The organism is Furfurilactobacillus milii (assembly GCF_009864005.1).
In the GTDB taxonomy this organism is placed as follows: Bacteria; Bacillota; Bacilli; order Lactobacillales; family Lactobacillaceae; genus Furfurilactobacillus; species Furfurilactobacillus rossiae_B.
Genome location: NZ_WEZQ01000005.1, coordinates 163,654 through 189,800 on the forward strand (window position 1 = coordinate 163,654; position 26,147 = coordinate 189,800).

The following is a 26,147-nucleotide window of genomic DNA, read 5'->3' on the forward strand; positions in this document are numbered from 1 at the left end:
GGAGGATATGGATTATGCGCGTACTATTTCAACGAGTAAGTCAGGCTAGGGTAGATATTAATCAGGTGACTGTTGGGCAAATAAAGCGTGGATTGCTACTACTGGTTGGCATTGCACCAACGGATACACAGGCTGAAGCGGATTACCTTGCTCACAAAATTTTAAATTGCCGTATTTTCAGTGACGAGAATGACAAGATGAATTTAAACATTCAGGATGTTGCCGGGCAGATTTTGTCCGTTTCTCAGTTCACGTTGTACGCTGATTTAGCAAAGGGTAATCGACCAGGATTCTCTAATGCTGGTCAACCGTCTATGGCAGAGCCATTATGGCAGTACTTTAACGAACAGCTTGCGGTGCAAGTACCGGTTGAAACGGGTAAATTTGGTGCTGATATGCAGGTGAGTTTGGTCAACGACGGCCCCGTAACCTTGCTGTATGAAAGAAATCATCAATAATAGTTTGAGACGATTAGCGGATTTATTGCGCTAATCGCCTTTTTAGTTCAACCTGAGTACTTCAGGGCAAATAAAAACCGTGATGACATTTCTGCTCACGGCTAAATTGATTTTATATAAATTTATTTATTTTACGGTGATTAATAATTATCGAGTATCTGATCGACCGCACCTGCATAGGTGAGGCCAAATAAGTTTAGATGCACTAAAAGATAGTAAAGACGGTAGAATGGCAACCGTTGATCAAACCCCTTAGCAAAGGGAAAGACACTTTGATAGCCATTGTAGAAATCTTCGTTGAACCCGCCAAAGACAGTAGTGACACCAATATCAAATTCGCGGTCACCGTAGTAAACATCTGGATCAATTAAGACGGCACCACCGTTGTCGTCAAACATGAAGTTGCCTGACCAAAAATCTCCGTGTAATAAAGACGGTAATGGTTGATAGTCAGCATATAAGTCTAGAAAGACTTGGCGTGCTTTTTGATAATGGGCTTCCCGACTTGGATTCCAATAATGATTGACCTTGGCTAAATCTACGACAGCGTCCAAACGTTGTGTCGTGAAAAAGGTGCCCCAGTCTGCTTGCCATTGATTATGCTTAGGAATTTTGCCGATGAGAAAATCATGATCAAAACCATATTGCTGATTAGGGCTCACTAGCTGGTGAACTTTGGCCAATGCTTCGCCAACCGCTCGTTGATTGCCTGCCGAACCTTCGTTGATCCAACTAAGCAGAAGAAAAGCGTCGCCGTCGATTTCTCCAGTCGCCAATACTTGTGGGACAGTCGCAGCTTGCCCTAATAGAGTCAACCCATCAATTTCATGCTGGAAAAAGGCTTGGGGATGGTTAGGCTGAACCTTCAAAAATTGAATGCCATCACTCGTGTCAAGACGATAGGCCTCGTTCACATCACCACCGTGAACGGCGGTCACCTGATTGATCTGATGAACTGGTAGTTGCTCAAACCATGTCTTTTTTCTCATCGTACTCATCCTTTCTTAAATAGTGAAATGTGTCATTCATTCAAAAAGATTAATTAGCATCGCTGAAATAATCGGTAAGACCCTTGGTAATAGAGTGGGCAACCCGATAAGGATACGTGACACCGGAAATGGTCTTAAAGTCGTCACGGTCATTGATGTAACCCATTTCTAGCAAAACGGCTGGTCGTTGATTGTCACGAATTACTTCAAAGTTGCCGAATTCAATGCCCTTATTTGACATTGGGTAATGATTCATCTGGCTATTCAACGCCTTCGCCAGTTTCATTGAAATGTTTTTGTGATAATAATAGGTTGTTAATCCTGATGATTGGTTTTCTTCTGGTGATGAATCGAAGTGAATGCTGATGAAGGCGTCAGCTTTTACCTCGTTAGCAATGGCCGGCCGTGGCGCCAACCCGACATACTTATCGCTGTCACGCGTCATAATGACGTGAGCGCCGTGACGGCGTAAATCAGCTGCCACTTCTTGAGCGACCTTTAGCGTGTACGTTTTTTCCATATACTTTGACGACGTCGCATCTAATGTATGAAGTGCGCCAGAATCGTTACCCCCGTGGCCAGGATCAATCACGATGGTAGCTTCAGACAGGTTAGTGGCCTCTTTCAAATTCGTTCTGCGGTTAACGAGCCAACTTGCCACCCAACCTGTATGACGGTCATCGTAGCGAACGTGGTACCACAGATTCTTTTCGCCAATCTTAACCAACCGCGAGTTTAGTTTGGCCTTATGAACCGTTTTATAATTGACGTTTGGTCCAGAGCGCACATTCAATTGATTAATGCTCACCGTCACCGTTTCTTCACGCGTCAGCAATACGAGTAAGACACCGAGCGTGACTGTTACGGCAATTGTTAGCAGTAATTGGAACCATCGTTGTTTCAAAAATTTCATTATCTCAATCCTTGTACAATAAAGTACATCAATTATAGCAAACTCACGCCAGAAAGGCGGGAAAAAACGTGATTCGACTTGACAGGAGGGCAAAACTAAACTAAGTTTTAAACACGTAGAAATAATATTAAAACCGTTAATGAAAGATTACTAGCAGTGGCGACCCACTCAGAGAGCAAGTGGTTGGTGGAAACTTGTCCGGTCAATGTTGCGAAGACACTTTTTAGGTGGATGAAAATCCCGTCGCAGCAGACGTTACCATGAGAACTTATAAAGGTGGTACCGTGCGTAAAGCGCCCTTGATGATGAACATTCAGGGGCGTTTTTTTATGCTCTGATAAATGGTTTATATTAAATTGCACTGGAGGCAAACACATGAAATATCAACGACCAAAAGGCACGGCCGATATTTTACCGGGAATGTCGGAAAAATGGAGTTATGTAGAAGATACAGCACGACTATTATTTAACGATTATCAATTTCATGAAATTCGCACGCCAATGTTTGAAAACTTTGAGGTATTTTCACGATCAGCTGGCGATACCAGTGACGTTGTCACAAAGGAAATGTATGATTTCCATGATAAGGGTGATCGTCACATTGCGTTGCGGCCAGAGGGAACGGCCGGCGTCGTTCGGGCCTACGTTGAAAATAAACTTTACGCACCCGAGCAAGAAAAGCCATACAAAGTTTTCTACATGGGGCCAATGTTCCGTTATGAACGTCCCCAAACGGGCCGTAGCCGTGAGTTCCATCAAATTGGGGTTGAATCATTTGGTAGCGATTCACCAGCAGTTGATGTTGAAATCATGGCAATGGCAATGGATTTCTTTAATCATCTTGGTTTGACGAATCTAAAACTGGCCGTGAACTCCTTGGGCGATAAAGAAACCCGCGAAGCGTACCATCAGGCATTAGTTGATTACCTTGAGCCCCATTTCAACGACCTCAGTGAAGATTCTCAGTCGCGTTTGCACAAGAATCCGTTGCGGGTGCTTGATAGTAAAGATAAAAAGGATCAGGAAATCGTTGCTAATGCACCGTCGATTCTCGATTTCATGACACCGGATGCACAAAAGCATTTGGATACAGTTAAGGAAATGCTTGAAGCATTAAAAATTCCGTTTGAAATTGACCCAACGATGGTTCGCGGACTTGATTATTACAACCACACCATCTTTGAAATTGAAACGAATTCGCCTGCGCTCGGTCATGGTTGGATGACCATTTGTGGTGGTGGTCGTTATAACGGGTTAGTCGAGGAACTCGGCGGACCGGAAACACCCGGATTTGGTTTCGGCATCGGGATGGAACGGTTGTTGCTCTTATTGGACAATTTAGACGTTACGGCGCCAATCAGCAATCCGCTAAATGCTTACGTTGTTGGCATTGGTGAAGAAACTAATGTTGAAACGTTAAAGCTGGTTCAAGCAATTCGGCAGGCAGGATTCAGCGCGGATCGTGATTACTTGAATCGCAAGCCAAAGGCGCAGTTTAAAACCGCCGATCGCCGTCAAGCAGAATTCACCATTACGGTTGGTGCCCAGGAATTGGAAAGCCAAACGGTTCATTTCAAGAGCATGCGAACAGGTGAAGAAACAACATTACCAATGGATGCCATTTATCAAGACTTCGCCAGCGTGTACGATAAGTATTCGGAAGAATAGAGTGGTGCCGAAGCTCGAGAGAAGTCGAGCAATCAGAAGGAGAGCGAGAGAATATGGAACGAACACAATACGCAGGTTTAATTGACGAAAGTTATGAAGGCCAGCAGGTTACCCTGTTTGGCTGGGTTCAAAAACGACGTGATTTAGGTAAGCTGATTTTTATCGACTTACGTGACCGTGAAGGACTAGTTCAGTTAGTATTCAGTGCCGCAAACAGCGAATCCGCTTTGAATTTAGCGGAACAGATGCGTAGTGAATATGTCATTAAGGTCAGCGGGGTTGTTAAGGCTCGCAGTGCCAAAGAAGTTAACCCAGACATGAAGACTGGGAAAGTTGAAATCGAAGTTAGCGATGCAACTATCTTGAATAAATCTAAGGTGCCTCCATTTGATATTGCGGATGGTGTTGAAGCTTCCGAAGATTTAAAGCTGAAGTATCGTTACCTAGATTTGCGTCGGCCAGAAATGCAACGTGGTTTAATTTTGCGAAGTAAGATCACGCAAGCAGTTCACAGTTACTTTGATGAAAATGGCTTCATTGACATTGAAACACCTGATTTAACAAAGTCAACGCCAGAAGGTGCACGTGACTATCTTGTGCCAAGCCGGATTTACCCTGGCCACTTTTACGCATTGCCACAGTCACCACAGTTGTTCAAACAGTTGTTGATGGGTGCCGGTTTTGATCGTTATTATCAATTGGCTCGTTGTTTCCGGGATGAAGATTTACGTGGTGACCGTCAACCTGAATTTACTCAGATTGATATGGAAACAAGTTTCATGAGCCAGCATGACATCATGGATATGACTGAAGGCTTAATTGCCCGCGTTATGAAGAATACGTTGAATTTAGACGTTAAGTTGCCATTTGATCGGATTACTTGGCAAGAATCCATGGACCGGTTTGGCACGGATCAGCCTGATTTACGGTTTGGTATGGAGTTAAAGGACATTTCTGACATCGTGAAGGACAGTTCTTTCAAGGTCTTCAGTGGTGCTGTTGAAAATGGCGGTCAGGTTAAGGGGATTGCGGTACCTGGTGGTGCAGATCATTATTCACGTAAGCAAATTGATGCCTTTACTGATTACATCAAACGTTTTGGTGCCAAAGGTTTGGCTTGGGCCAAGGTTGGCGCTGATGAATTTAGTGGTCCGGTGGCAAAGTTTGTTAATGACCAGTACAGTGAAATCACGACTGCGATGGACGCTCACGAAGGTGACTTATTGCTGTTTGTCGCTGATCGTAGCAAGGTCGTCGCTGATAGTTTGTCATATTTGCGAGTAACGATTGCTAAAGAATTAGACATGATCGATCCTAAAAAGTTCGCTTTCCTTTGGATCATCGACTGGCCGTTATTTGAATATGACGAAGGGGATCAACGTTGGGTACCAGCGCATCACCCATTCACCATGCCAAACGAAGGTGACGAGCACTTCTTAAATGAAGGTGAGAACCCATATGAAGCTCATGCTCAAAGTTACGATATCATTTTGAATGGTTTGGAACTTGGTGGCGGTTCAATCCGTATCCACACACGTGAATTACAAGAAAAGATGTTGAAGGCACTAGGATTTACGCCTGAACGTGCCAACGCTCAGTTTGGCTTCTTACTAACCGCGTTGGATTACGGTTTTCCACCGCATGGTGGTCTGGCTATCGGTCTTGACCGGTTTGCACGACTTTTGGCAGGTTCAGACAACATTCGTGAAGTGATTGCCTTCCCGAAGAACTCGAAGGCAACCGAACCAATGACCGAAGCCCCAAGTCCAGTTGCTGACAAACAATTGGAAGAATTGTACCTGAATGTTACAAAGAAGGACAAAGAGTAAACAATTTTGTGACTGCCAGATATTTGATGTCGCTTACGGTTGTCAACAGTGACACGCTCACCGTGGGACCGGTTCAAACCTCCTGAAAACCGGAGTTTCTCACCTCGTCGCACAGCCCCGTGGGACCCCGAGTCTGCGCGACCGTCCGTGTTGTAAATTCGACAGAACCATTCGAATTAACAACACTTTCACGGCTCGGTATCACTGTTGACGCCCTTCAGCTAGTTTGATTTATCGCAACTGGCAATAGTAGGTTGCTCAATATTTGACTACGACGGGCAGCATAAAGCTGTTTGTATTTCGACATTTTGTTCATATTTCAAGAAAACTTAGTGATGGCAATTTACTGCTTTCACTAAGTTTTTTTATATCCAGTACCACACATGACAAAAGATTAAAGACAACTGAATTTCATTATTTTGATTAATAAGCATTTGGTTTCACAATGCTAAATCTTGTTTCAGTAGGCTACAGCTGCGTGATTTTCATTTCGAAAGAAGTGGAGCTAGTGAGAGACATAGTTTCGTGTCGACAACACTTATGGCCTGAATTTTGGCCATGTAGTGTTGTGGGACGACTTCTGAGATGCGAACTTCAGCTCAGAATCGAGGATGAAAACCGCGGGTTGAGCGGGTTGAATCCGGTCCTCATGAAACGGCGTCTCTCACTGGCGGAACGGCAGTTGTTTTAAATTTAATTATTTAAACATCAACGTATTCAGCGAATTACAGGCATATCAACAAAATTCGCGGATTTATTAACACCGGATTATGTTGCTTGATTGTGTGAAATTATTTACAATAGTGGTGGCAGTCGTCATGAACGATATTGCACAATGACCATTAAGTTTACCGAAATAGAAGGGATCTTCAACATGAATAAATATATTGCTTTAGTTGGAACCAATTCGGATAAATCAACAAACCGTGAATTGCTCCAATTTATGAAGCGACACTATGCTGATCAGGCCGACATTGAAGTGGTAGAAATTAAAGGCTTACCCGTCTTTAATAAACCAGACAACATGAAAGTGCCTGATGCAGCCTTAGCCATCGCTGATAAGATTGATCAGTCAGATGGTGTCATTATCAGTACACCTGAATACGATCATTCTGTTCCAGCAGCTTTAATGAATGCACTTGAATGGTTATCTTACGGAATTCATCCGTTTGTAGACAAACCGGTGATGATTACCGGGTCCTCGTATGGGTCACTTGGTTCTTCACGGGCTCAAGGACACTTGCGCATCATTTTGGACTCACCGGAATTGCGGGCACGCATTATGCCAAGTTCAGAATTCTTGTTGGATCATTCCTTGCAAGCGTTCGATGACGATGGAAATTTGTTAGACCAAGAAAAGTTGAGCAAACTTGATGGGTTGTTTGCCGATTTCCAAACATTTGTTGGTTTGGCCAAACAGCTTAACCACGCAACAAGCATCAATCGCCAAGAAGCAAGCGACTATTCTTGGGACAAACAGTAACGTGACTCAAGCGAGTGATTAGGAGACGACAAATAATGAAACTTGTAGGAATTGCCGGTTCGGTAGCGGACCATTCTTATAACCGGATGTTGCTGAAGTTTATCGCAAACCACTTCAGTGACACGGTTGATTTAGAAATTTTAGATATTAATGATGTGCCAATGTTTAATCAAAGTGATGATCAAACGGACAGTGAACCAATTGCCTACCTAACCCGAAAAATTAGTCAGGCGGACGGGGTTATTATTGCGACACCAGAGCATAATCACACACTTACGGCTAGTTTGAAGAGTGTTATTGAATGGTTATCATTCAATGTTCACCCATTTTCAGACAAACCTGTGATGATTGTTGGTGCTTCATACTATGACCAAGGTTCTTCGCGGGCCCAGTTGATGCTTCGCCAGATTTTGGAATCACCTGGTGTTAACGCTATTGTTATGCCCGGTAATGAATTTCTGCTGGCAGATGTTAAACAGGCCTTTGATGAAAACGACAACTTGAAAGATGCCAACACCGTTAAGTTTCTTGGCAGTACATTAGATAAGTTTGTTAAGTTTGTAAGGGTGATTAATATGTTAAATGAACCACAACCAACTAGTGCTGAGGATGAAGACTTGACTGCTTCAAGCAAGATTGACACGACTATCGAAGGCGTTGATATGGGTGCTGATGACTGGGTCGAACAGGCTGCTAAAAAGGTCAATGCCGTTGACGGTGATACGTACGTTAAACTCGACCGCGGTCTTTTAACAGTTGATCAGCTGAACGCGTTCTTAAACTCAATGCCAATTGAATTGACGTATGCAGACAGTAACAATCAGTTCATTTACTACAACCACATGCTGCCTGCCGATAAAATGTTGGCACCGCGGACACCGGCCCAGGCAGGCGACCCAATGTCAATGGTTCACCCGGCTCGTGCCGTTAAACATGTTAAGGAAGTTATCCACATGTTACGGACTGGTCAAACGGATGAGGTGAAGATGCCTGTGCCGGGTAATGGTCCAGACAAGTACATTTTGCATTCCTATCGCGCAATGCGTGACAGCGAGAATAAATACTTGGGTATTAATGAATACGTTGAAGATCTAATGCCAATGATCAAATGGTACTTGGCTAAGACCGGTCAGAAGTTAGTTGACGATCCAGACGCTGTGACTGGCGCTTCTGTAAAGGGGGCTGATGCGTCGACTGGGGCTTCGTCAGCAGACGAACAAACTGTTGCTCCTGCAGCTGCCCCCGCAACGCCTGAAACTGATGCCAGCACTGGTGCATCCGAAGATGAGGAAGGACCAACGTCAGTAGCAAGTGCTGAACCAACATCAGCATCGACTGAAACAGCGGCTGATTCCGAACCTGATGATGTCACTGGCGCTTCAGAAGACGAATAGTTTGGTTTCATTTAAGCTATTCCAATCCGTTACACATCGCTAAACAATTTTATTAAGCACAAATAAATACCGTTCATTCGTTGCTACAGATCAAAGATGATGTGTAGGCGAATGAGCGGTATTTTTGACGAGACATATTAATTAAGGTTGATAACTGACTGTTTTAAGGATGTCAACGGAACGTTGCTTGTCAGTTTTGGTCACTTCATGGCCACGTAATTGTTGCCCTTGCGAGCCGACTTTTACGGTTTTGGGTTGTGTTGACCAGCCTTTTGAGGTGATATGAACTTTGTAGGTAGCTGGGGTAAGCGGTTGATTATTATGAGTCAAAGCATTTGTTGACCACGCTTGGGATTTGACCGTTACATCATCGCCGACAATTGTATCGCCGCGGCTAATAGTGACGTGTAGCTTTGTTTGATCCGGCAAATTAGTTGATCCTTTTAGCTGTACGCGACCCTTGTTATCCACATTAAAGTGAAGTTTGGTACTAACATTAATAGCCGATTTGTCTTTGCTTGTACTTAACCAAGTTTCGCCCACACCGGGATTTGAAGATGCAGGTGCCATGCCAGCAATCGTCCAAACAACGATGCAAACAAGGCTTAAGACAATCGCCAGAATGGTTTTAGTTCGTTTTTGCCAAGGACCGAAACGAAACATCACGTAAATTCCGGCCGGAAAGAAAATAATGGTTAGCACAATCCCAAACCACGGTTCTTTATAAAATTGATTTGCTTGCGTATTCATGAATACCTCCGGGTTAGTCAATCGTTTAAGTATACCATCAAACACCTGTGGAAACGGTTTCTGCTAAAAAAAGCGGCGATAAAAAAAGCGCCAGCGTGATGGGTTTGTTATAATTGGGGCACATTAAGACAAAGGACATTATTTTATGAATGATTTGCAGCAATTAATTGAACGGCACCAGTATACGGGTCGGGTTGGCACGGCATTTATTTATTCGATCTGTGTCTCAATCGCCCTAAATTTCTTTTGGAATCCTGGTCATATCTATTCTTCAGGAATTACAGGAGCGGCCCAGCTGGTTCACACGTTATCGACACGATATCTTGGCGTGAACCTTGGTATTGGCGAGCTACTGTTTTTGCTTAATATTCCACTATTCATTTTGGCATGGATCAAGATTAGTCATCGATTTACGATTTTTACAATCATTGCCGTCGGGATGTCAACAGTGATGATTCGGGTGCTGCACCCCGTGACCTTAACAACAGATCCGATTATTTGTGCGATTTTTGGTGGTGCCGTTAATGGCTTCGGTACCGGCTTAGCCTTGCGTTACGGAATCTCTACCGGTGGATTGGATATTTTAGGCATTGTGATTCGTCGGGCAACAGGTCGTAAAATGGGGACCATTAACATGACCTTTAATGCCTTCATCATTGTTGCTGCCGGGTTTGTGTTTGGTTGGCCATACGCTTTTTATTCAGCAATTGGTATTTTCGTGAACGCGCGTGTTATGGATATGGTGTATACCCGTCAACAGCGGATGCAGGTGATGATTATTACGGACCGGCCCAAAACGGTCGTGGATTCGGTCCAACATCACATTCGTCGTGGCATTACCATTGTGCATGGCGCCGAGGGAGCCTACAAACACAATAAGAAATCGATTTTATTTACAGTTATCTCTGGCTATGAAGTCGGCGAGCTGCAGGAGGCCATCAACGAATCAGACCCCAATTCATTTGTGTCACTGAGTAATATTGTCAGGATTCTGGGGAATTTTTATGAGCCAAGGCTGTAAAAATTAGATGTTCAAGTTTGGAGGGAGAAAATGATGTTAGTCGGATCACACGTAAGCATGAGCGGTAAAAAAATGCTGTTGGGTTCTGCTGAAGAAGCAGCAGGATATGGTGCCAATACATTTATGATTTATACAGGGGCACCACAAAACACGCGTCGCAAGCCAATTGAAGAATTAAATATTGAAGCTGGCCACACGTTTATGGCGGCACACGATTTGGATCACATTGTTGTCCATGCTCCCTATATTGTTAATCTTGGAAATACGTTTAAGCCAGAAAGCTTTGCGTTTGCCGTGGATTTTCTCAGGGAAGAGGTCAAACGTGCGGACGCACTAGGAGCGGAACAGATTGTCTTGCATCCAGGTGCTCACGTAGGTGCAGGTCCGCAAGCTGCCATTCAATCAATCATTAAAGGCTTAAATGAGATTCTGACGCCTGATCAGCATGCGCAGATTGCCATTGAAACCATGGCTGGCAAGGGTACCGAAGTTGGCATTACGTTTGATCAAATTGCTGAGATGATTGATGGCGTCACGCTAAATGATAAGCTGTCTGTCTGCTTTGACACTTGTCATACCAGCGATGCGGGCTATGATATTAAAGGTGATTTTGATGGTGTAATGAACGACTTTGATCAGATTATTGGTTTAGATCGATTAAAAGTTATTCACTTAAATGACTCGAAAAATCCTCAAGGGGCGCACAAGGATCGCCATACTAACTTAGGATATGGTACGATTGGTTTTGATCGGTTGAATCAGATTGCCCACGATGAACGATTTGTTAACGTGCCAAAAATTATGGAGACGCCATACGTTGCTGTAGATCCTGAGAACAAGCCAAAGGATAAACGGGCACCATATGGCTACGAAATTGCCGAATTACAGGCTGGCAAGTTTAATGATCATCTTGTTAGTGACATCGCACATGACCGTCCTTACGATGAATTTTTAAATTAATCGCATTTTTCTGAAATAAATCGGCTCGAATAATTGACGAAGGTCAAAGGTTTCTGTATACTTCTTTAAGGACAGTTAAGTGCAGAACGTACAAAACCGTTACTAAACGCTCGAAGGGAGGGGATTTCAAATGGCAAAGACAGTTGTTCGCAAGAACGAATCCTTAGATGATGCTCTCCGGCGTTTCAAACGGACCGTTTCGAAGAACGGGACCCTTCAAGAATACCGCAAACGGGAATTCTATGAAAAGCCAAGTGTTAAGCGTAAGCTTAAGTCAGAGGCTGCGCGTAAGCGTAAGAACAAGAAGAGTCGTTTCTAATTGTGAAAGTGAACGTCAGCTTAGGCTGGCGTTTTTTTCTGTCCAAGAAGCGGTATACTACACTCAGTGACTGAATAATTTGGAGGTATGAGGAATTATGGATTTGTTATCTCAATTGAATGAAGATTTGAAGACGGCCATGAAGGCGCGCAACAAATTAGAATTAAACGTTATCCGTTCATTGAAGACGGGTGTTATGAACGAAAAGATTGAACTGGGTCACGATTTAACGCCAGACGAAGAGGTTGCAGTGGTTTCTCGTGGGTTAAAGCAACGTAAGGAATCATTGACTGAATTTGAAAAGGCAGATCGTCAAGACTTGGCAGACGATACCAAAGCAGAGATTGCGATTGTTGAAAAATACATGCCCGCTCAAATGAGTGAAGATGAAATCAACAATGTTGTTAAAGAAACGGCGCAACAAGTTGGTGCAACAAGCAAGGCTGACTTTGGTAAGCTGATGGGTGCTGTGATGCCTAAAGTTAAGGGTAAGGCAGACGGTAAGTTGGTTAACCAGGCAGTTAAAAACCTGTTAAGTTAATTTCGTTTGTGCCGAGGTTATTGAACAAAGTTTATTGAAATGAACAATTAATGGAATCCTTATTCTCATATTTGGGAATGAGGATTTTTTGGTTGCTTGGCCAAAAAGCGTGTTGTAATAACACTAGTTTCAAGCATTACAGAATGTTTGTGCTGATGGTCGATTATGATAAAATAGACACTGTACAGTGTTATCTAATTATGATTTAAAGATTTCAATATGGTCATCTGCGATTTAACAATTAAACGATGATTACGGCTGATAATATAGTGTAGTGAGCCAGTCTTTAGACATAAATCAAAAATAAAGTAAGGAACAGCAAAGGAGCGAAACATCTTTGGCAGAAAACCAGTTTGCATTTGAACGACAGTTCCGTTTGTCCACACCGGATTTGGAAGCCGGCCTAGTTGGCGCTAATGACGCCAATTTACGCTTGCTGGAGGAAGGCCTGAATGTTAATATTCACGCCTTTGGCGATACAATTACTGTATCCGGGGATGAAGAACAGTCCGTGGATCGCACAATTAAAATTATTGATAACCTGGTTCAGTTAATTAAAAGTGGCATTACGTTAAACAGTACCGATGTTGTGTCAGCCATGAAAATGGCAGAACGTGGTACATTGGAGTATTTTCAGGACTTGTACAAACAAACCTTGATTAAGGATGATCATGGACGGGCAATTCGGGTCAAAAACTATGGTCAACGGCAGTACGTTCAATCGATTAGCCATAACGACATTACGTTTGGTATTGGCCCAGCTGGGACGGGAAAAACTTTCTTGGCAGTGGTAATGGCCGTCGCCGCTCTGAAACGGGGGGATGTTGAAAAAATCATCCTAACGCGGCCCGCTGTTGAAGCCGGTGAAAGCCTGGGCTTTTTGCCTGGCGATTTAAAGGAAAAAGTTGATCCATATTTGCGCCCAATTTATGACGCACTTTATCAAATTCTCGGTTCAGAACATACACAACGTTTGTTAGACCGAGAAGTAATTGAAATTGCGCCGCTTGCTTATATGCGTGGTCGTACTTTGGATGCAGCGTTTGTCATTTTGGATGAGGCTCAAAATACGACTAATGCGCAGATGAAGATGTTCTTGACTCGTCTAGGGTTTGGCTCAAAGATGATTGTGAACGGGGACATTTCCCAAATTGACCTACCACGGGGGAAACATTCTGGACTGGTTGACGCTCAGAATTTGTTACAAAACATTAACCACATTGGTTTTGTTTCGTTTAATGCGGATGATGTGGTTCGTCATCCAGTCGTTGCCAGCATCATTAACGCCTATGAAAACCAACCCACACAGGACTAAACTAATCATGTGTTAATCTACAGATACGTTCAGATAATCAAATTAACGGAGTGAAGAATAAACATGGATCTTGAGATAGTTGATCAAACGGAACAGGGCGTGCCTGAAGAACGCGTCACGATGGTTCGTGAAATCCTTGAATTTGCCGGAAAGACAATTAAATTACCAGAGAATACGGAAATGTCCTTAACATTCATGAACAATGAAGGAATTCGGAAGTTAAATCGCGAATATCGTGGTGTTGATAAAGCAACGGACGTGATCAGTTTTGCCATTGAAGAGGATCCAGACGACGAAGATGAGATTGTCATGGACGATGAGTTACGTCAGGAAATTCCGATGAATATTGGAGACATTATGATCTCCGTTGACAAAGTTGCGGACCAGGCGGAATACCTCGGGCACTCTTATGATCGCGAATTAGGTTTCTTAGCGGTTCATGGCTTTCTGCATTTAAACGGATACGATCACATGGAACCAGCTGATGAAAAAGTGATGTTTGATTTACAACGAAAGATCTTGGACGATTATGGCCTCACCAGATAAGCAACAAACAGAGAAGAATCATCATTTTATTCAGGCGTTTCATCACGCCATGGATGGTATTATTGGCACTATCCATAATGAGCCTAATATGCGTTATCACCTTATTTTCGCATTGGCGGCGTTATTGTGTGGTTTGATTTTGCAGATCACTCGAATGGACTGGCTATGGATTACATTGGCCATTTTCACCGTTATTCTGGCAGAATTTGCGAACACCATCGCTGAGTCTCTGAGTGATTTAATCACGCATGGTCAGTTTGATCCGTTAGCTAAACAGGTTAAGGACGTTGCTGCTGGTGCGGTGGTGGTTGCCGCCTTGTTTGCAGTGATCACGGGCTTGCTCGTTTTTGGTCCGCGAATCTGGAGTTTGATTTTGAATTAAAAAACATGATGACGATACTAAAGTGATCATCATGGTTAAGGAGAGCACTAAATGACGCAAGAACAACAAGCATTCCATTCCGGTTTTGTGGCGATTGTTGGACGACCAAATGTCGGCAAATCCACTTTTTTGAATCGTGTAATTGGTCAAAAAGTTGCGATTATGAGTAACGTAGCTCAGACCACCCGAAACAAGATACAGGGCATATACACGACGAATAGTGAACAGATTGTCTTTATTGATACGCCGGGCATTTTCAAACCATCGAGTAAGCTAGATGAATTTATGGTCAATTCGGCCATATCGACATTGAACGAGGTTGACGCTGTTTTGTTCATGGTTAATGCACAAGAAACACGTGGTGCGGGCGATAATTACATTATTGACCGATTAAAGGATATCCATAAACCTGTTTACTTAGTGATTAACAAAATCGATCAGATTCACCCAGATAAATTGCTGAGTGTTTTAGAGCAGTATAAGGACGCCCTTTCATGGAAAGAAGTCTACCCAATTTCTGCTTTGCAAGGCAATAACGTGGATGAATTCTTGGGTCAGCTGTCCAAAGATTTACCAGAAGGACCGCAATACTATCCTGAGGACCAAATAACGGACCATCCAGAACGATTTGTTGTAGCAGAACTTGTTCGTGAGAAAGTTCTGCAATTGACTCGTGATGAAGTGCCTCACTCTGTGGCGGTAGAAGTTGAATCGATGAAACGTGAATCACGTCCGGGAAAACGGGCCGATGGTCAACCTAATGAACTGGTTCATATTGCAGCAACGATTATTGTGGATCGAACCTCACAAAAGGGCATTATTATTGGTAAAGGCGGCAAGATGTTGAAAGAAATCGGTTCACGTGCGCGGGCTGATATCGAACCACTGCTTGGCGATCGCGTTTATTTGGAATTATGGGTCAAGGTGGTTCAACACTGGCGGGACAAACCTTCCGCGCTAAGGGAATACGGTTACAAATCACAAGACTATTAGTGCATGTTTGAGTAGTAAGGCTGTATTCGAAAGGCTAATGACAACAAGGCACCTCATTCCCAGATTCGGGAATAGGGTGTTTTTGCATTATTGCTCAAACGAGTCTTTGTCACCGGTCCATTCTGGGTTATTTTTCACTTTTACTTTCGCGTCGGTTGTGCCACTAACATTGGCGACAACTATATCTATTTTATGAGTTAGGAGGCGCAATGTGGCAACTTATCAGAACACACAATTTCAAGGGATTGTGATGTATGCAAACGATTATCGAGAACGCGATCAATTGATTAAGATTTTTACCGGTGAGTATGGTAAGAAAATGTTCTTTATTAAAAATGGTAAACGCCGTGGCATGCGTCTCCATAGTGCTCTTTTGCCCTTTACGGTTGGGACGTATGTCGGCAATGTAAATGATCAAGGGCTTAGTTTCATTAATGCGGCTAAAGAAACTGCGCAATTACAGCAGATTCGCGCTGACATCAATAAAAATGCGTATGCAACATATATTTTGGGACTGGTTGATGCAGCCTTTCGGGATGGTCAAATAGTGCCGGATTGGTTTATGAAGACTAAGAACGCATTGACCCTTATTGATGACGGACTTGATGAACAAATCATTACCAACATTATTGAAATTCAATTGTTGCGGGCCTTCGGGGTCGCGCCTGAATTACAACGATGTGCTGTTTGTGGTCGGACAGACTTGCCGTTTGACTACTCTGAAAAGTTTGGTGGGCTAATTTGTGCCAATCATTTTGACCAAGATAGTCATCGTCTACATTTGGATGCACGGACAATCTTTTATCTACGCCAATTTTCTGTTATCGATTTGGCCAAAATCACCACGATTAATGTGTCACCAAGAACGAAGCGTGGATTGCGGCGAGTACTGGATTTAATTTACGAGAACAGCGTTGGGATTCATTTGCGTTCCAAACGGTTTATTGACCAAATGGCGACGTGGGAAGATCAGTTAGCAGCTCGTGGTCAGCAGTTGAAACAGCGTCATCAGGCGTCGTTAAAGAATGAGGACAAAAAGTCTGGTGCGAGTGAGAGTCAGGGTGTAAATGACGACATGTTAACGAGCTCTGATGAACCAGAGCAACATACAGATTCTGAACAGCATTGACAATTTCTGGCACAATGCCTATGATTATGAGGTTGAACAAGTAAATAAACGTTAACAGCGATCGAAAAGGGTCACCGTGGTCATGGTCAGCGAACTGAGGATAGTGAAAGCTCAGTCATGGTTGCGATAGATTGGCATTTCGGGAGTTAACACCAACTAAGCTGCCTGATTTAATTCAGGAAGTAGGGTGGAACCGCGTAATTAATTCACGTCCCTACATCGACACATTTTGTGCTGATGGAGGGACGTTTTATTTTGAAGGGAGATCGTCATGGAAATTAAAAAAGATGAAAAACTTTCCGTGCAACAAATTATTTTGACCCTGCAGCAATATTGGGCTGCGCAAGGCTGCATGTTGATGCAAGCCTATGATACTGAAAAAGGGGCTGGTACGATGAGCCCTTACACATTTTTGCGGGCGATTGGACCAGAACCATGGAACGCCGCTTATGTGGAACCAAGTCGCCGACCAGCAGATGGTCGGTATGGTGAAAACCCTAACCGTCTGTACCAACATCATCAATTTCAAGTATTGATGAAACCAGCTCCCGAGAACATGCAGGAACTATATTTGAACAGTTTGCGTGAACTTGGTATTGATCCCCTTGAACATGATATTCGCTTTGTTGAAGATAACTGGGAGAACCCGTCCATGGGTTGTGCCGGTGTTGGTTGGGAAGTTTGGCTCGATGGAATGGAAATCACCCAATTTACGTATTTCCAAATCGTCGGTGGTCAGGAAATGAATCCGGTTGCCGCCGAAGTAACGTATGGTTTGGAACGACTTTCCTCGTATATTCAAGATGTCAACTCCGTGTTCGATTTGGAGTGGAGCGATGGCGTACTGTACGGTGACATTTTTAAAGAACCAGAGTACGAGCACAGTAAGTATTCCTTTGAAGAAAGCAACCAAGACATGCTTTTGCACATGTTTGATGATTTCGAACGTGAAGCGAAAGCTAACCTGAGCAAGGGCCTTGTTCACCCAGCGTACGATTATATTTTGAAATGTTCACACACCTTCAATCTACTAGATGCCCGCGGCGCAGTTTCCGTAACTGAACGGGCCGGCTATCTAAGTCGCATTCGGAAGATGGCTCACAGCGTTGCCGTAGCCTTTATCAATGCACGTGCCAAACGTGGTTTTCCATTGATTAAAGACGACAAAGAGCGCGAGGCGGTCCTTGCCGATTGGCAGAAAAAGGAAGAAAAGAAAGCTGCTCGGGCGGCTAAGAAGAACGCAAAGGAGGCCAAATAATGGCACATCAATTTTTACTTGAAATTGGGTTGGAGGAAATTCCTGCTCACGTGGTGACACCAAGTATTGATCAATTGGTTGAACGCACAAAAAACTATTTGGCCGAACAACGAATTACGTTTGACAGCATCAAACCATTTTCCACACCACGGCGGTTAGCGTTACTGATTTCTGGTCTGGCTGATAAGCAAACAGATGTCGAAGAAGAAGTTAAGGGCCCGGCTAAACGGATTGCACAGGATAAAGACGGCAACTGGACAAAAGCGGCTCAAGGTTTTGCTCGTGGGCAAGGTGCCAGTGTTGATGACATTATCTTTAAAAAATTAAAGGGTGAACAGTACGTTTATGTGCAAAAGCACGAAACTGGACAACCCGTGAGTGAGGTTTTGACTGGCATGAAGGATGTCATCATGGCGATGACGTTCCCAACCATGATGAAGTGGGGAAGCTACAAGTTTCAATACATTCGCCCAATTCGTTGGTTGATAGCATTGCTGGACGATGAGGTTTTGCCGTTCAGTATTCTCGACATCAGCACAGGTCGAACTAGTCAAGGTCATCGTTTCCTTGGGCACGAGGTGGAAATTGCACGGCCGGCAGATTATGAAGAAGCCCTGACAAGTCAGTTTGTTATCGCAGACGCCGCCAAACGTAAGGCTAAAATTCGTCAACAAATTCAAGCGCTTGCGACGGAACATAACTGGACGATTGATATTGATGAGGACTTACTGGAAGAAGTTAACAACTTAGTTGAATGGCCAACGGCGTTTGCTGGTCACTTTGATGCTAAATACCTCACAATCCCGGATGAGGTTTTGATTACTTCAATGAAGGATCATCAACGTTTCTTCTACGTGCGTGACGAGAATGGCAAGTTGTTGCCAAACTTTGTTTCGGTACGTAACGGGAATGATCAGCACTTGGACAACGTGATTGCTGGGAATGAAAAAGTGCTAACTGCCCGTTTGGAAGATGCGATGTTCTTCTATGAGGAAGATCAAAAGCATGACATCGACTTTTATGTGAATAAGCTGAAGTCGGTTAGTTTCCACGACAAGATTGGTTCCATGACTGAACACATGAAGCGGACTGGCATTATTGCTAATTTGATTGGGCAACGTGTTGGCCTTAGCGAAACCGAGTTAGCAGATCTACAGCGAGCAAGTGAAATTTACAAGTTTGATTTGGTAACTGGTATGGTGGGCGAATTTGCCGAGTTACAGGGTGTTATGGGCGAAAAGTATGCCTTGTTGTTTGGCGAAAAACCAGCAGTTGCACAAGCTATTCGTGAACATTACATGCCTGTTTCAGCTGACGGTAGTTTGCCACAATCTAACGTTGGCGCAGCTTTGGCAATCGCCGACAAGTATGATAGTATCACCGCGTTCTTTGCAGCTGACATGATTCCTAATGGTTCTAACGACCCGTACGCTTTACGGCGTCAGGCGTTTGGTATTGTACGGATCCTGCGTGATCGGAAATGGCACTTACCGTTGTTGAAGATGGGGCAAGACTTTGAAATTGCGTTGTCCAATAAGCATGTTGAATTCAATCCAGAGCTAACGGCCAACTTAGCGTCTAGCCGCAAACGGATTCAGGAATTCATGAACGACCGGGTTCGTCAATGGTTTGCTGGCCAGCATGTTCGTCATGATATTGTGGATGCTGTCACGAACGCTGACACCACAGATGTTGTGAACATGTTGGATGATGCGGCTGCATTAGTGGCGCACGTGGATGACAGCAATTTCAAGGATGCTATTGAAGCCTTAACGCGGGTTGCACGATTAACGAAACAAGATCTGTTGGACGCACCATCACTACCGGTTGATCCTAAATTGTTTGAAAACGATGCAGAACAAAAACTGTATGACGGTGTTAATGATGTTAAGGCTCATTTCGATGACCGGACGCCAGAGCAAAACTACCAAGCATTGGCTAATTTGCAACCAGTTATCGATGCGTACTTTGAAGCCAATATGGTTATGGATGATAACGAAGCCATTCGGCGTAACCGTTTGAATCAACTCGCTCAACTTACGAAACTTACCATTCACCTTGGTGATCTTAAGCAATTGATCGTTAAATAAGTGGTTGTATGCATAGTGCGGATGTCCACGCTTCCGGTTGTCCACATTGATACGCTCGCCGTGGGACCGGTTCGAGCCTCCTGAAAACCGGAGTCTTTCACCTCGCCGCCAAGCCTCGTGAGACCTCGAGTCTCGGCGACCGTCCGTGATGTAAATTCGAGAAAACCATTCGAATTAACATCACTTTCACGGCTCGGTATCAATGTTGACGCCCTCCAGCTCACATAGCAGTTTCTGTTAGCGCTCAACTGACTAGCTATAAGACTCTTTGAGTAGGTAGTGAAGGCGAGCAGAGACAAAGTTTCGTGTCGGCAACACTTAATGGGGTGGGTTTACCCATTTAGTGTTGCGGGATGACTTATGAGACGAGGGTTTTCGGCTCATAATCAAGGTTGAAAACCGTGTCTTGTGCGGGTTGAGACCGGTCCCACGGAAACGGCGTCTCTGGTCGACGTAACGACATTCAGCACATTGACTTATGGTAATGAATTAGAGTTAACTGTTGTTTGATAATTTGAATAGTAGTTGATTGAACCGGAAAGAAATCGTCCTGTCAATCAGCTGCTATTTTTATTTAGAACGCTATTCGCGCTATACTAAACGTGAAAAATATTTAGTTTGAACAGTTTGATTGCGATTTGGGAGTGGTAAGCAATGGCATTACAGCTGAAACGAATTTACGAAGCACCATCTGCCAGCGATGGGCAACGAATTTTTGTCGATCGGTTGTGGGCACGTGGCATCAGTAAGGAACGGGCGGCATTAACCGACTGGGACAAGGAGATTGCGCCATCCGCAGAACTGCGTAAACAGTTTGGTCATGACCCTGAAAAGTTTCCGGCTTTTAAACGTGAATATGAACGGGAACTTGCAACTAATGAGATGACGAATGCCTTTATTGAAAAGATTCGGGCAGGATTAGCAGCCGGCAACGTGACGCTGTTGTTTGGTGCTAAGGATGAGGAGCATAATAATGCGGTCGTGCTCAAGGAATTCATTGAAGCGTACTTGACAAAATAATTTAATAACCGGGCACTAAAATACACGAATTCAAATATTGTACATTGCTGGCAAAGCGTGTATAATACTCATTGTGTGTAATTGGGCTCAATTTTAGTCGCATTTTTTGTCTCGCGAAACTTAACGTTCACGATGTCGGAAGGTGCGTCTTTTTACGCTCAACAGGCTAGGCTTCAGCACTGGAGGTGATGTTGTGGCAATGAGAATTCCAGAGGATGTCATCGAAAACGTTCGCAGTTCAGTGAATATTGCGGACGTAGTAGGTCAGTATGTACAGTTAAAGAAATCCGGTAAAAATTTGTTTGGCTTGTGTCCATTTCATGAAGAAAAGACACCGTCATTTTCGGTTAACGAAGAAAAGCAAATTTTCCACTGTTTTAGTTGTGGCCGTGGCGGTAACGTGTTTAAGTTCTTAATGGAACTGAATAACATCATTTTTCCCGAAGCAGTCCTTCAAGTAGCTGATGATGCCAACATCACCATTGCTGACGAGTATAAGCAGACAGAAAATAGCCCGGTTAATTCTGAGTTTGGACAGTTAATAGGTTTATACGAGGATGCTGCTAAACTTTATCATCATGTGTTAATGAACACGCAGGTTGGTGAAGAAGCACTGGATTATTTGCATAAACGTGGACTGGACGATGATACAATCAACACGTTTGACATTGGCTTTGCACCTGCTGAAGGACTATTGAAACCCTTCTTTGAAGAGCGGAACGTTGATTATCAAACGTTGCGTAGTTCTGGATTGTTCATTGAGAACCAGGACGGGCAATTGCGTGATCGTTTTAGTAATCGAGTGATGTTTACGATTCGTAACGCTAGTGGTAAGGTGATTGCATTTTCCGGTCGTTTGTTGCATAAGGATCCAGATGCGCCAAAATATTTGAATAGTCCAGAAACGAAGATCTTCCATAAGAGTGATACGTTGTTTAATTTTGACCTAGCTCGTCGTGAGATTCGTAAGGCGGATGCTGTCATTTTGTTTGAAGGGTTCATGGATGTTATTGCAGCTTATTCTGCCGGAGTAAAGAACGGTATTGCTTCCATGGGAACTAGCTTAACCACTGATCAGATTGGTATTTTGCAACGTGTGACTAATACGTTGTATGTGTCATATGACGGTGATGATGCGGGTCAAAACGCAACTCACCGGGCGCTGTCGCTAATTAGTGGTCAAAGCAATATGGATTTAGGTGTTGTGCAAATGCCTGAAGGCCTGGATCCAGATGAATACTTGCGAAAGTATGACGCTGAACACTTCCGGGCGGTGTACGAAGGTGCCAAGGAAACGCCCGTTGGCTTTGCGTTACGCTATTTAGCGCGTGGACGCAATCTTGATAATCAAAGTGATCAGTTGACTTACCTGAATGAAGTGTTGAAGATTGTCGCTGGTGTCCACTCGCCAGTTGAGCAGGATTTATATCTGAATCAACTGGTGGATCGCTTTGGTGTTGATAAGGCTAGTTTAAAAGAGCAACTGGCTGACATTCGTCAAACGCAGACGCCAACCGTTGTTCCTGGCGAACAGCCGGCCACACCGTTGCCGAGTACGCCGACACCAGTGAAGCAGCTAGTGCGTGAACCGGCGCACCTAGATCGCATTGAGCGTGCGGAACGATTATTGCTTCATCGCATGTTAATTGATCAGAGCGTTTGGCTACATGTCACGGCTAATCAGGATTTTCATTTCGTCCATGACCAGTATCAAACACTGTTTTTAATGGCTCAAGGATTCAAACAAACGCATGCTAATGTTCAGATTGCGGCGTTCTTGGATTATGTCAACGATGATGAGTTACAACATACATTGATTGATATCACAGAGCAGCCAAGTGTTGACCGGGAAGATATGACCGATGTTAATGATTGTATGCACATCATCATGAATCAAGCACCTATTGAGGAGCAAATTCGTCAGAAGAACATTGCCATGATTGAGGCCAAACGTTTGAATAATCATGACCTCCAAAATCAGCTGACCTTGGAATTAGTTAATTTGTACAAGCAAAAGCAGGCGATGAAAAATGCTTGATAATTCTATTAATCGGTGTAAACTTATTTATTTGTCGGATTGTGAATACTAAGGGGGACCTTGCATGTCTGAAAAGAAAACAACATCTACAAAAGATTTTGATGAAAAGAAGTACAAAACAGCAGTTAACGCATTAATTAAGAACCGTAAGAAGGCTAAAGAAGTCCGTTATGATGAATTGCAAACGGAACTGGTTAAGCCATTTGCGTTGGACGCCGACAAAATTGATGATTTAATGCAAAAAGTTGAGGATGCTGGTATCAGCATCGTCGATGAAAATGGTGACCCCTCTGAGCACGCCTTAAAGAACAAAAAGAGCAGTGTTACGACTAAGGAATTAAAGGCTAGTGATGCAGCACCATCCGGAGTTAAAATCAATGATCCGGTTCGGATGTACCTGAAGGAAATTGGTCGTGTTTCCCTGTTATCTGCCGATGAAGAAGTTGCCTTGGCTCTGCGAATTGAGCAGGGTGACGAATCAGCTAAGCAAGAGTTGGCTGAAGCTAACTTACGGCTGGTCGTCTCAATTGCTAAGCGATACGTTGGCCGTGGGATGCAGTTCCTTGATTTAATTCAAGAAGGTAATATGGGACTGATGAAGGCCGTTGAAAAGTTTGATTACCGCAAAGGATTTAAATTTTCAACGTATGCCACTTGGTGGATTCGTCAGGCCATTACCCGTGCGATTGCTGACCAGGCACGGACAATTCGGATTCCCGTTCACATGGTTGAAACAATCAACAAATTGATTCGGATTCAACGTCAATTACTTCAAGACTTAGGTCGTGAACCAATTCCTGAAGAAATTGGTGCTGAAATGGATATGCCAACGGAAAAAGTTCGTGAAATCTTGAAGATTGCGCAAGAACCCGTTTCTTTGGAAACACCAATTGGTGAAGAGGATGACTCTCACTTAGGTGATTTCATTGAAGATCAGGATGCAACTTCACCAGCTGACCACGCAGCTTATGAACTGCTGAAGGAACAGCTGGAAAGCGTTTTGGATACGTTAACTGACCGTGAGGAAAATGTGCTTCGTTTGCGTTTTGGTTTGGACGATGGCCGGACCCGAACTTTGGAAGAAGTTGGTAAGGTCTTTGGTGTTACGCGTGAACGAATTCGTCAGATTGAAGCGAAGGCCTTACGTAAGTTACGTCACCCAAGTCGTTCTAAGCAATTGAAAGATTTCTTGGAATAGTCAAGGCATCACTAAAATTAGTAGTATGGGCTAGTTGATTGTAATGAGCCTATTTCGCAAAGTTTGAATATAATTAGATTTGCAATGCATTCATGATCAATTTTTAAATTGACTATGGATGCTTTTTTTATAGTTTGAAAAATAGTCAGTAGGTTATCTGCCGATAAAGTTCTGTAAAAACTCTGCAACTGGCGTGAAGTGATTGGTATACTGGTAGTAAAGATAGCGGATGCACCGGTGACGATTGTTACGTCGTGAATCGCTTTTAGTTCTAATAATCGGTGCACAAGAGGAGGATACATGGACGCGGATCATTTATCAAAACGACTGGCTGCTGTGGCGGCCTACGTGCCTGCTAATTCACGCATGGCTGACATCGGCTCAGATCATGCTTACTTACCAGTTTATCTGGCTAAACGCCAACAAATTTCGTTTGCGGTGGCAGGAGAGGTCGTTGACGGACCGTTTGAAAATGCCAAAACAGAAATTGCCAATCAGAATCTGACCGAGCGGATTGATGCACGTCTGGGAGACGGGGTAACGGTGCTTAAACCCGACGATAACATTGACACGATTGTCATTGCGGGGATGGGTGGCACACTGATCAGTGACATTCTGGAGCGCGGTTGGCAACAACTGACTGGCAACGAATTACTCGTGTTACAGCCAAACGTTGGTGAATATCATTTACGCAAATGGCTGGCCGCCCACGCCTATCAAATTACGGCTGAGCAAATTTTAAAGGACGATGGGCACATTTATGAAATTATGGTGGCTCACAAGGTCAAGGCGCCGTTTTCACTAAACGAACTAGATGCACGCTTTGGACACTTTTTACTTGCTACGCCCAATGCTGCGTTTGTCGAAAAATGGCAACATGAGCAACAGCGGAACGCACACGTATTGGCGTCACTAAATCATGCGGCAAACGTACCCGTTGCTAAGCAACAAGAACTGCAACGTGAACAGCAACTAATTGAGGAGGTCCTACAAGATGCAAGCACAAACCTTAATTGATCAATTCGAAAAGTTTGCACCACTTCGTTATCGCGAAGCCGGTGATCCAACTGGTTTTCAAATCGGTAGTCGACAGGCAGAAATTCATAAAGTTTTGGTGACTTTAGATGTTCGGCCCGAGGTTGTTGATGAAGCGATTGCCGAGCACGCTGATTTCATTTTTGCCCATCATCCAGTTATGTTTCGACCTGCTAAAAATTTGGATTTTGATGCCGATCCACAGTTAGCGATGTACGGCAAAATTATTGCTAACCACATTACTGTGTACGCCGCTCATACCAACTTGGATAATGCTCCAGGCGGTATGAATGATTGGCTTGCTGAGCAATTGCAGCTGGAGCACGTTCAGTCATGGCTGCCTAATCCTGACGCGCCTGAGGTATCAATGGGTCGGGTCGGTGAGCTAGCAGAGCCGATGTCAATGCAAACATTCGCTGAGTATTGCAAAACGCAATTTAAAATCGGTGGGTTGCGGTTGATTTCACATGAACCAACCAAACAGGTTAGCAAAGTTGCCATTTTAGGTGGTGACGGTGGCAAGTTCTTCCGTGAGGCGCAGGCAACGGGAGCCGATGTCTATGTTACGGGCGATGTTTACTACCATACTGGGCATGACATGCTGGCATCCGGTTTGTCTGTGGTGGACCCAGGACATCACATTGAAGCTGTTTGCATTCCCAAGTTGGCATCCATGTTCCGTCAGTGGTCTACGCAATATCAATGGCATCTCGATGTCTTAGAATCAAAACCTAATACGGATCCCTTTACTTTTGTGTAAGCGCGCCGAATCAGGTAGACTTATTTTGAAACATGTTTGAACTTTATTTTAGAAAATA

General features: G+C 43.8%; 23 protein-coding genes and 1 pseudogene. 21 read left to right on the forward strand and 3 right to left on the reverse strand.

The window, feature by feature from the left end; all coding sequences use genetic code 11:
* Positions 1-14 precede the first annotated feature (14 nt).
* Positions 15-458 carry a D-aminoacyl-tRNA deacylase gene (gene dtd, locus GB993_RS03555; RefSeq protein ID WP_161003122.1) on the forward strand — a complete coding sequence of 148 codons (444 nt, stop codon included), beginning with the start codon at positions 15-17 and terminating at the stop codon, positions 456-458.
* 140 nt (positions 459-598) lie between these two features.
* Here the strand turns inward: dtd and GB993_RS03560 are convergent, their stop codons facing one another.
* Together GB993_RS03560 and GB993_RS03565 are read right to left on the reverse strand one after the other, a co-directional pair.
* Positions 599-1,447: a fructosamine kinase family protein gene (locus tag GB993_RS03560; RefSeq protein ID WP_161003123.1), complete on the reverse strand. Its 849-nt coding sequence runs from the start codon at positions 1,445-1,447 to the stop codon at positions 599-601.
* 49 nt (positions 1,448-1,496) lie between these two features.
* A complete protein-coding gene (locus GB993_RS03565) occupies positions 1,497-2,360 on the reverse strand; it encodes an N-acetylmuramoyl-L-alanine amidase family protein (protein ID WP_161003124.1) in 864 nt (287 codons plus the stop codon).
* A gap of 375 nt (positions 2,361-2,735) precedes the next feature.
* Between GB993_RS03565 and hisS the strand changes: the two genes are divergently transcribed.
* From hisS to GB993_RS03585, 4 genes are all read left to right on the forward strand, one after another.
* Positions 2,736-4,028 (forward strand): histidine--tRNA ligase, encoded by a 1,293-nt coding sequence (hisS, locus tag GB993_RS03570; RefSeq protein ID WP_161003125.1) that lies wholly within the window; start codon positions 2,736-2,738, stop codon positions 4,026-4,028.
* Between the two features lie 53 nt (positions 4,029-4,081).
* Positions 4,082-5,857 (forward strand): aspartate--tRNA ligase, encoded by a 1,776-nt coding sequence (gene aspS, locus GB993_RS03575; RefSeq protein WP_161001236.1) that lies wholly within the window; start codon positions 4,082-4,084, stop codon positions 5,855-5,857.
* 874 nt (positions 5,858-6,731) lie between these two features.
* The gene (locus GB993_RS03580) at positions 6,732-7,340 is read left to right on the forward strand and encodes an NADPH-dependent FMN reductase (protein ID WP_026017152.1); all 609 of its coding nucleotides are present in this window, start codon (positions 6,732-6,734) and stop codon (positions 7,338-7,340) included.
* 35 nt (positions 7,341-7,375) lie between these two features.
* A complete protein-coding gene (locus tag GB993_RS03585) occupies positions 7,376-8,734 on the forward strand; it encodes an NAD(P)H-dependent oxidoreductase (RefSeq protein ID WP_161003126.1) in 1,359 nt (452 codons plus the stop codon).
* A gap of 141 nt (positions 8,735-8,875) precedes the next feature.
* Here the strand turns inward: GB993_RS03585 and GB993_RS03590 are convergent, their stop codons facing one another.
* Positions 8,876-9,484, reverse strand: a complete 609-nt coding sequence (locus GB993_RS03590) for a hypothetical protein (protein WP_161003127.1) — start codon at positions 9,482-9,484, stop codon at positions 8,876-8,878.
* Between the two features lie 145 nt (positions 9,485-9,629).
* Between GB993_RS03590 and GB993_RS03595 the strand changes: the two genes are divergently transcribed.
* From GB993_RS03595 to GB993_RS03670, 16 genes and pseudogenes are all read left to right on the forward strand, one after another.
* Positions 9,630-10,505, forward strand: coding sequence for a YitT family protein (locus GB993_RS03595; RefSeq protein ID WP_161003128.1), 876 nt, complete (start codon positions 9,630-9,632; stop codon positions 10,503-10,505).
* Between the two features lie 33 nt (positions 10,506-10,538).
* Positions 10,539-11,465: a deoxyribonuclease IV gene (locus tag GB993_RS03600; protein WP_161003383.1), complete on the forward strand. Its 927-nt coding sequence runs from the start codon at positions 10,539-10,541 to the stop codon at positions 11,463-11,465.
* Positions 11,466-11,595: 130 nt separating this feature from the next.
* Positions 11,596-11,784, forward strand: a complete 189-nt coding sequence (gene rpsU / locus GB993_RS03605; RefSeq protein ID WP_017261952.1) for a 30S ribosomal protein S21 — start codon at positions 11,596-11,598, stop codon at positions 11,782-11,784.
* Positions 11,785-11,881: 97 nt separating this feature from the next.
* The gene (locus GB993_RS03610) at positions 11,882-12,325 is read left to right on the forward strand and encodes a GatB/YqeY domain-containing protein (protein ID WP_161003129.1); all 444 of its coding nucleotides are present in this window, start codon (positions 11,882-11,884) and stop codon (positions 12,323-12,325) included.
* Between the two features lie 337 nt (positions 12,326-12,662).
* Positions 12,663-13,640 (forward strand): PhoH family protein, encoded by a 978-nt coding sequence (locus tag GB993_RS03615; RefSeq protein WP_161001241.1) that lies wholly within the window; start codon positions 12,663-12,665, stop codon positions 13,638-13,640.
* Between the two features lie 63 nt (positions 13,641-13,703).
* Positions 13,704-14,186 (forward strand): rRNA maturation RNase YbeY, encoded by a 483-nt coding sequence (gene ybeY / locus GB993_RS03620; RefSeq protein WP_017261949.1) that lies wholly within the window; start codon positions 13,704-13,706, stop codon positions 14,184-14,186.
* Positions 14,170-14,568 carry a diacylglycerol kinase family protein gene (locus tag GB993_RS03625; RefSeq protein ID WP_161001243.1) on the forward strand — a complete coding sequence of 133 codons (399 nt, stop codon included), beginning with the start codon at positions 14,170-14,172 and terminating at the stop codon, positions 14,566-14,568. Before ybeY ends, GB993_RS03625 begins: the two co-directional genes overlap by 17 nt.
* Before the next feature lie 51 nt (positions 14,569-14,619).
* Positions 14,620-15,561: a GTPase Era gene (gene era / locus GB993_RS03630; protein ID WP_161003130.1), complete on the forward strand. Its 942-nt coding sequence runs from the start codon at positions 14,620-14,622 to the stop codon at positions 15,559-15,561.
* A 211-nt stretch (positions 15,562-15,772) separates the two neighbouring features.
* Positions 15,773-16,537: pseudogene (recO, locus tag GB993_RS03635) on the forward strand (DNA repair protein RecO); the annotation flags it as partial.
* A 424-nt stretch (positions 16,538-16,961) separates the two neighbouring features.
* A complete protein-coding gene (gene glyQ / locus GB993_RS03640) occupies positions 16,962-17,948 on the forward strand; it encodes a glycine--tRNA ligase subunit alpha (protein WP_161003132.1) in 987 nt (328 codons plus the stop codon).
* The gene (gene glyS, locus GB993_RS03645) at positions 17,948-20,038 is read left to right on the forward strand and encodes a glycine--tRNA ligase subunit beta (RefSeq protein ID WP_161003133.1); all 2,091 of its coding nucleotides are present in this window, start codon (positions 17,948-17,950) and stop codon (positions 20,036-20,038) included. Before glyQ ends, glyS begins: the two co-directional genes overlap by 1 nt.
* Before the next feature lie 654 nt (positions 20,039-20,692).
* Complete coding sequence (locus tag GB993_RS03650) at positions 20,693-21,058, forward strand: DUF488 domain-containing protein (protein ID WP_161003134.1); 366 nt, start codon at positions 20,693-20,695, stop codon at positions 21,056-21,058.
* 193 nt (positions 21,059-21,251) lie between these two features.
* Entirely contained in the window at positions 21,252-23,096 is a 1,845-nt protein-coding gene (gene dnaG, locus GB993_RS03655) for a DNA primase (RefSeq protein WP_161003135.1), read from the forward strand.
* A 64-nt stretch (positions 23,097-23,160) separates the two neighbouring features.
* Complete coding sequence (gene rpoD / locus GB993_RS03660) at positions 23,161-24,294, forward strand: RNA polymerase sigma factor RpoD (RefSeq protein WP_161003136.1); 1,134 nt, start codon at positions 23,161-23,163, stop codon at positions 24,292-24,294.
* 300 nt (positions 24,295-24,594) lie between these two features.
* Positions 24,595-25,311, forward strand: coding sequence for a tRNA (adenine(22)-N(1))-methyltransferase (locus tag GB993_RS03665; protein WP_161003137.1), 717 nt, complete (start codon positions 24,595-24,597; stop codon positions 25,309-25,311).
* On the forward strand, positions 25,289-26,089 hold the full coding sequence (locus GB993_RS03670) for a Nif3-like dinuclear metal center hexameric protein (RefSeq protein WP_161001252.1): 801 nt from the start codon (positions 25,289-25,291) through the stop codon (positions 26,087-26,089). The genes GB993_RS03665 and GB993_RS03670 overlap by 23 nt, the downstream gene beginning before the upstream one ends.
* Positions 26,090-26,147: the final 58 nt, after the last annotated feature.